This is a genomic window from uncultured Campylobacter sp., assembly GCF_937997405.1.
Lineage (GTDB): Bacteria > Campylobacterota > Campylobacteria > Campylobacterales > Campylobacteraceae > Campylobacter_B.
The window spans coordinates 1-7,331 of record NZ_CALKTL010000039.1; the positions used below are offsets into that span (position 1 = coordinate 1).

At 43.4% G+C, this 7,331-nt stretch carries 6 protein-coding genes and 1 other RNA gene; 4 read left to right on the plus strand and 3 right to left on the minus strand.

Features of this window, described 5'->3' with window-relative positions; translation table 11 throughout:
• Positions 1-301 precede the first annotated feature (301 nt).
• Both rnpB and Q0372_RS01940 read left to right on the plus strand, forming a co-directional pair.
• Positions 302-618, plus strand: an RNA gene (gene rnpB, locus Q0372_RS01935) — RNase P RNA component class A.
• A 37-nt stretch (positions 619-655) separates the two neighbouring features.
• On the plus strand, positions 656-934 hold the full coding sequence (locus Q0372_RS01940) for a hypothetical protein (protein ID WP_298101867.1): 279 nt from the start codon (positions 656-658) through the stop codon (positions 932-934).
• A gap of 991 nt (positions 935-1,925) precedes the next feature.
• On the opposite strand, the gene Q0372_RS01945 is transcribed toward Q0372_RS01940, so the two are convergent.
• The 3 genes from Q0372_RS01945 to rsmH form a co-directional block, all read right to left on the minus strand.
• Positions 1,926-2,996 (minus strand): DNA recombination protein RmuC, encoded by a 1,071-nt coding sequence (locus Q0372_RS01945; RefSeq protein ID WP_298101870.1) that lies wholly within the window; start codon positions 2,994-2,996, stop codon positions 1,926-1,928.
• Complete coding sequence (locus Q0372_RS10380; RefSeq protein ID WP_314379128.1) at positions 2,986-3,795, minus strand: hypothetical protein; 810 nt, start codon at positions 3,793-3,795, stop codon at positions 2,986-2,988. Before Q0372_RS10380 ends, Q0372_RS01945 begins: the two co-directional genes overlap by 11 nt.
• Positions 3,796-4,707: 912 nt before the next feature.
• On the minus strand, positions 4,708-5,643 hold the full coding sequence (gene rsmH / locus Q0372_RS01955; RefSeq protein ID WP_298101872.1) for a 16S rRNA (cytosine(1402)-N(4))-methyltransferase RsmH: 936 nt from the start codon (positions 5,641-5,643) through the stop codon (positions 4,708-4,710).
• Between the two features lie 64 nt (positions 5,644-5,707).
• On the opposite strand from rsmH, the gene Q0372_RS01960 reads away from it, so the two are divergent.
• Together Q0372_RS01960 and Q0372_RS01965 are read left to right on the plus strand one after the other, a co-directional pair.
• Positions 5,708-6,268, plus strand: a complete 561-nt coding sequence (locus tag Q0372_RS01960) for a class II aldolase and adducin N-terminal domain-containing protein (protein WP_297881102.1) — start codon at positions 5,708-5,710, stop codon at positions 6,266-6,268.
• Positions 6,269-6,400: 132 nt separating this feature from the next.
• Positions 6,401-7,331: peptidylprolyl isomerase (locus Q0372_RS01965; protein WP_298101875.1), on the plus strand; the 931-nt coding region annotated here is incomplete at its 3' end.

Consider the following 7,331-nt stretch of genomic DNA (forward strand, 5'->3'; position numbering starts at 1 on the left):
ATTGACTTTATAGCCATTAGTAAAATTATTTAGCAACTTACCATTTGCCATATCTCTTTCAAGTTCTTTAATTATAGCATTATAAGCTTGTTATTGATTATTTTTAAATTTATTTAAAAAATCATCTAATTTATGCTCTTTTTTGTTAAAGATGTGATTTAATTTATTAGCTTCTTTATCGTCGTCATCCTCCGGAGGTAATGGTGCAGGGGCAGGAGTTTATACTTGCTCTCGGCGTAAAATTCCACTCCTTAAATTCCGCGAGCCCTAAAATTTAAGCCAAAAAAGCTATAATTGCGCTCGGGTGTGGCGTGCGGTCGCTCCGCAAGGAGAGGAAAGTCCGAGCTGCGATAAGACAAGGTTGCGTCTAACGGACGCCGGGGGTAACCCTAGGGAAAGTACAACAGAAAGCAAACCGCCGCGCAAGCGGTAAGGGTGAAAGGGCGGGGTAAGAGCCCACCGCGCGCGTGGAGACACGGGCGGCAATGCAAACCCAACCTGCAGCAAGAACGGGTGGTTTCGTCTTATATTCGAACCGTTCGCTCGAACCGATTTGCAAAAATCGGTCTAGATAAATGACCGCTGTAACGGAACTCGGCTTATAACCACACCTCTTTTTACACCGAATTTATTTGCTTGGAATAAGGAAAAAATTTTGAAAAGCTTAATTTTATGCGGCGCGTTTTGCGCCATCGTTTTAGGGCTCGGAGGCTGCGCGAGTGCAGGTCCTGATAAGTCAGTAATCTTGCAAGGCGACGCCCATGATCGTGCCTGTGCGGAGGTTTATGGGCGCTACAAAGAGCTAGAAGCGAAGCTTTTGGCGGTAGAGGATCGATACGCAAACCCAAGCGTTGCAAACGATTATATACAGACTTACGACGAGTACGAGCGCACCATTGCCTACTACAACGAAAATTGCGCGACCGATAAATAGGCGGCGCAGACTGAGCGTGATTTGGTATAAGTGTGGCGCGGCGCAGCAGCGCAAAATGCTCAAAATTTTATAAAATCTCTAAAAACTATTGAAAATTTTATGCGAAACAAAAAGCATTTAAAATTTATTACGTACGCTTGGCTCTAGCGATACAAAGTCGCGGCACGGCGTATATCGGCGGTGCTTATTTGTGCCCGCATTTAGCTTAGCACGCCAAATTTGCTGTAATCGTATAACGACGTCACATACTCGCGCATTGGCTAAGGAACGCGCAATTTATTAATCGAATCGGCGCTAAGCCGTGGAATTTTGCTCAAAAATTCCGTCGCGTGGATTTGATTAGCGTCTAGGCGCTTGGATCGATCGTAAAATCAGGTCTCAAAAATCCTGTTACTCGGTTTTGACCTGCTGCGCGATTTTCGCGGCATATAAAGGCGGTAAAACGAGATCGTTAGGGTAGCTTTAAGGTACAGCGATTTTTTCGCTTGCGTATGCGGTTTTGAGGCGCTTGGTAATTTCGATTTACTCGCAGAATTTTCATATGCGCAGTTTTTCGAGACTATAGCAGCGAGATTTTTTGGGTTTTTAGCACGAAGGTATTTGGCGAATTTGCAGTGCTATGGCTTTGATTTTTGTCGAGAAATTTTAGAATTTTACGATTTCGCAAGAGAATTTTGTGTGTTTTGGCGCCGCGTCGAACTTAAAATTTCATCTTGCCGCCGCGTAAGATTGCGCGTCTAATCTTTTCGTATTTTTAAATACGGCATCCGTTTTGAGATTCGCGTCCGTTTTTGAAATTTTACTCCGAATAAACGCCGAATTGCCCGCGATAATTTTAGAAAGCCGCGCAAGCCTGTAATGCAAAAGCTAAAGCTTTATAAGAGGCGGAGCTTAAGGCGCCTTTACTGATAATCTAGCCGCACAAAATTCCGCCGCGTTATAAGCTTGCTAAAGTACTCCAAGCCGCATTGTGCACGACGGTTTGCTCGCCTCATAGCTCGCTAAAACGCTCAAAGCGGGCTTTTAGAGATTTTGCATTTTTGTTTAAAAGCTCCGCTTGCGCGGCGAGCTTATCTGCGTATGTTTGAAGCGCCGTCGCATACTTAGCATGCGCCTCAAAGTCCGATTTTAGCGCGTAAATTTCATCTTTTACCGATTTGATATTTTGCGCGAGCGCCTCGTCTTTTACGAAGGTGCGGATCGTGCCTAAAAGCGCCAGCAGCGTCGTGGGCGATGCCGCAAAAATGCCGATTTGCGCGCAGTATTCAAGTACCTGCGGCAGCTTCTCGCAGACATAGACGAAAACCGCCTCACTCGGCACGAATAGCACCGCAAACTCCGTGCTAAGAGGCGGTATGATGTATTTTTCCGCGATATCTGCGGCGTGCTTTTTCATATCTACGGCGAGTTGCTTATCTGCACTAGCAAGCGCTGCGGCGTCGTTTGAGGCGGAGGCAGTGACGATCTTTTCATAGCTTTGAAGTGGGAATTTTGAGTCGATGCAAAGAATTTTTTCTTTTGCGATATGTAGCGCGCAGTCTGCGACCTTGCCGTTTGGTAGATGCTTTTGCAGCTCGTAAAACGCGGCGTTTTGCCCATAAATCATCGATAAAATTCTCTCTAATCGGTACTCGCCGAAGTTGCCGCGTAGTTTGACATTACCTAAAATCGAGTTTAGCCTTGCGATTTCGTCACGCACCTGAAGCGAAGTTTTATTTTGCTCGCTCATTCGCGCTAGATTTTCCGCTATGTCCTTAAAGCCACGATCTAGCGAGCTTAAATTCTCGCTAAGTGCGCTGTTTTGGCGATGCAAGCCCTCGCCAAGGGATCTATTAAGATAATAGAGCTTATCGTTAAAGCCGTCGTTTAGGCTTTGATTTAGCTTAAAAAGCTCGGCACTTGCTCTCGCACTTTGAGCCGTAAGCCTTTCACTTAAAAGCTCGCTAAGCGCGGAGTTTGCATCGCTTATGCGGCGGTTTTGCAGCACGAGCGCGATTAGCAGGGCAAGCACTAGTGCAGCAAAAAACGCAAACGCCGCGAGCACAATCCCGTCAGCGTCCATTTTCTTGCACGCTTTGTGGATCTAAAATTTCATTTTTATAGCGTAGATATTCGATGTCGTTGTTAAGCGCGCGATTTTCCTCAAGCAAAACCTCGTGTTTGGTGCGAAGCGCGGCGATGTCGCGGCTGATGTAATAAATTTCGTTGCGGATGTAAATCGCCGGCACCGTCAGCAAAAACGCAAATCCGATCAGCAGATAAACGACTAAAAGCTGATAAAGCGTGAGATTTTTCTCCTTTTTTTTCTCGGCGTCGTAGTTGCGTAGTAGCTCGTCTTGTGCGCCCGCGAAACTGCCGTAACCGCGTCCTGCAGCAAGGCTTGCATAATCATGCGCGCCCATATCTGCGTAATTTTGATTTTGCGTGCCTGTAAAGTTCGAACCCACAAACGCCGCATAATCCACCTTGCCGGTAAAATTGGCACCTACAAAATCGCCGTAGCTCGCTCCGCTGGAATTATCGCTGCCGCGAGCGGCTGAAAGATTTGCGTCGCCACGTCCTTTGAATTTTACTTTGCTGTTTTTATTAAATTTTGTTCCGCCGCTTTCGGAATTTAGGTAGTTTTGGGTGCTTGTAAAGCCTGAACTTTCGAATTCCAAGCCGGTAAAATCGTCGTAACCGCCCGCTGCGCCCGCGTAGTTTCGTTTTACGGAAAGATCCGCGGCAAGCTTATCCTCTAGCTCCTCATCCGTCAGATCCTCCATAGCTCGTCTTTTCGCAAGCTCTATACCCGCTAGATCAGATGTTCCTGCGAAGTCGTGCCCGTCATCGTCGTCGGCAAAATATTCATATTTGTTCATTTAAAATCTCCATAAATTTAAAACCACGATCTTATCTTTACTCGCCGCCAAGGCGCCTGCGTCAAGATAAATTCAGCTCGAAGCCCGCAGCTCGCGTGTACCCAGCAATGAGCCGTTAAGGTAAAATTTAAAAGTCAAAGTTACGGGCAAAATTCTTCTTTGCAATTTTACCTCGGTAAATGGAATTTTATCTTAACTCGCCAAATTCTATCTCGGCCAGCAAAATCAAAATTTTACTTTAGCGGGCTATTTTTGTTAATTTTGCTCGCTCTTTTCACGATACTGTATAGCAGCAGAAGCTTCAAAAGAAGCATCGTGTTAATTTTGCTCGTTTTTTGCACCACAGGCTTACGAAAATTCGCTTTGGTGGGTAAAAATCGAGCTCACTTTACCAAGATTGACTATTTATAAAATTTTGTCAAATAATCTGAAAAACCGCTTAAAATTTTTATCACATCTTTTACACAACTTAAAACGTTAAGTATAGATATTTATTTGCAAGATAAGCTCTATCGCCTAAAATGGCGATGAAATCAACGGCTCGCCTACAAAATTTCTTTAAAGCAAAGAATGAGATTCGACGTTACGCCGCTTGCTTTAGGCGCCAAATTTTAACTCTCACTCTGTTTTGTATCTATGCTGCCACTTAGTTTTTAAAATATGCAGCAGTCAATAAATCTCATAAAATTATACATTAAATTTAGCGTAAAATTCAACGTTAAACTTTTTGTTAAATTTTATGATTTAGCTATTAGGTGTCCAAAAAAAAACACCGAAAATATTATAAATTCTAAAGCGAATCTTTGTAAGCTGGATTTTAAAATTCCATAAAATTTTAAAATTTAATGCCTGCAAATCTATAAATTTTACAAAATTTCGTCAAAATTTAAAATTCATAGCAAGCAAAGACGGTTATTTCAGCCAAAAAATTCTTAGCTTTGCGCTCGCTGCTCGCGAGTTTTGCGCAAGCTCTTGCGCGTCCGCTATTATAGGGCTTTTGGTTAGGATTTTGCCTAACGAATGCCCGCCGCCGCATTCGCAGCGCATAAACTCGCTAGGGCAGACGCAATCGCGCTCCCACGCCCTAAATCGCTCCTTTACTATGCGGTCTTCAAGCGAATGGAATGAAATTATAGCGACAATTGCATTAGTTAGAATTGAATCGCGCGATTTTTGCTCAATGAGCGTGAGCAGGCGCTTTAGCTCGCCAAGCTCGTTATTTACCTCGATGCGGATCGCCTGAAATGCTAGCGTAGCCGTGCTGATGCTGCGCCCCTTAACGGGCTTCGTTCCGATTAAATTTGCCAAAGCTTTGGCGCTTGTTAGTGGTGCGTTAGCCCGTGCAGTAGCTATTTTAGCAGCGATTGCGTTAGCATTTGTTAGCTCGCCGTATTCGCGAAAAATGCGCGCGAGTTCAGCTTGTGAGTAGCTGTTTACGACATACGCCGCATCTAGCGCTGCGCTCTCATCCATTCGCATATCCAACGCGTCGCTTTTAGTGGAAAAGCCGCGGCAGTTTTTATCCAGCTGAAGAGATGAAACGCCGATGTCGGCTAATATCCCGCGAACTGCGCGGAGCTTTTGCTCGGGCAGAATTTCTAAAATTTCGCTAAATTTTGCTTTGTGAATTTCTATGCAATCTTTAAATTTACTGAGCCGCTCGCGCGAAAATTCTATCGCTTCGGCATCTCTGTCGCAAGCGATGAGTTTAAGGCGCGGATTAGCGGTCAAAATGCCCTCGCTGTGCCCTCCGTAGCCTAGCGTGCAGTCGATAACATAGCCGTCTTCAAGCTGCGAAAATGCGGCGATCGTTTGCGAAAAAAGAACGGGAATATGTGGAGCTTGCACTTAAATTTATCCTTTTGAAATTTCTAATCCTATATAATAGCGAAATTTTTTACAAAGGCGAGAGATGGACGAGTATTATTATGAAATTTTACGCAAAATTTCGCTTTCGATGTTTAGAGATAGGCTTTTTGGGATCTTTCACGGCTCGATTTCAGCAAAAATTAAAGAAAATCAATTTTTGATCAACAAAAAAGACGCGATTTTCGATAGCCTGGATAGGGGTGATTTTATAACGCTATTTTCAAAAAAAGACTACCGCTGGCAGGATGCTAGCATCGATAGTGACATACATATAAATATCTATAAAAATATCAAAGAGGCGAAATTCGTAACCTACGCGACACCACCATATCTCGTCGCATATACGCTGGAGCATGATTTTATTTTGCCGCGAGATTACTTTGGGGCGAGTAAATTTAAACGCATTGAAATTTACGATCCTAAGAACTACGACGACTGGCACGAGCGCGCGCCGTACGAAATTTGTAACTATATGATAAATGAAAATAGCGATATAATGGTGATTCGTGGCTATGGGGTTTTTGCCTATGCAAGGAGCGCGCAGCAAATGGCGAAAAAAATAGCGATTTTAGAAATGAGTTCAAAGCTGCTTTTGCTAAGCTAAGATTAATGTATACTAAATCGTTTACTAACGCGTTATAATTCGCTAAAAATGCCTATTTTTCAGCCTTACATAAGGTTTTATCTGTATAATTACTAACAAAAAATTTCTTTAGTTAGCTATTTAAGGATTTAGATGATAGAATGGATGCAAAAGCATAAGAAGTCGCTTATACCGACGATCTGGATAAGCACGATAGCTTTCGTGGGCGCAGGCTTCGTCGGCTGGGGCGCATATGATATGAATGCTAACCGCGCAGGCTCAATTGCTAGAGTAGGGCAGATTTCCATAACCAATCAAGAACTAAACACAAAATACTCCGAACTATACAACAGGCTGAGTGCTATGAGCGATGGGCAATTTACTCAAGAACAAGCCAAAAATATGCATCTAGATCAGATCGCAGTAGATCAGTTAATTGGCGAAGCGTATTTTCTAAATTTTGCTAAAGACTTAGGCGTTCAGGCCAGTGATAAAGATGTGGCGGAATTTGTGCTAAACTCGCCGAATTTTCAGGAAAACGGTGCATTTAGTAAAGAACTTTACGATAATGTCGTAAGGAATTCAGGACTAACTAAAAAGGAATTTGAGCGCAATCTACAAAAGGTCTTAACTTTAGAAAAGCTCGGCAAAGCGCTAAAAATAACGCCTAGCCCTAAGATCGTAGAAGTATTCGCAGCATCGCAGCTGATGCAGGATAAGGTTTCTGCAGAGATAATCTACGCCGATGCTAACGTCACTTTTAGCGACGACGAGCTAAAGAAATTTTGGGAAGGCGAGAAATCGCACTTTATGACAGAGAAAAAATATAATCTAGGGGCCTATTTCGTAGCGCCTAGCAATGCGGATGTAAACGAAACGGAGCTAGGTGAATTTTACGAAGAGCACAGAGGCGAGTATAGAAGCCTGGATGATAAATTATTGGATTTTGCAGAAGCCAAACCTAATGTCTTAAAAGATTACCGCATGGATCAGGTTAAAAAAGACGCTACAAAGGATTATCTGGAGATCAAAAAAGGCAAGCTCGATACTAATGAAACTATAGTTGCTACGGCTAGCAATTTTC

Coding starts and splice junctions, on each gene's coding strand:
- Q0372_RS01960 (WP_297881102.1), top strand. CDS start 5,708: ATGGACGAGTATTATTATGAAATTTTACGCAAAATTTCGCTTTCGATG.
- Q0372_RS01945 (WP_298101870.1), bottom strand. CDS start 2,996: ATGGACGCTGACGGGATTGTGCTCGCGGCGTTTGCGTTTTTTGCTGCA.
- Q0372_RS10380 (WP_314379128.1), bottom strand. CDS start 3,795: ATGAACAAATATGAATATTTTGCCGACGACGATGACGGGCACGACTTC.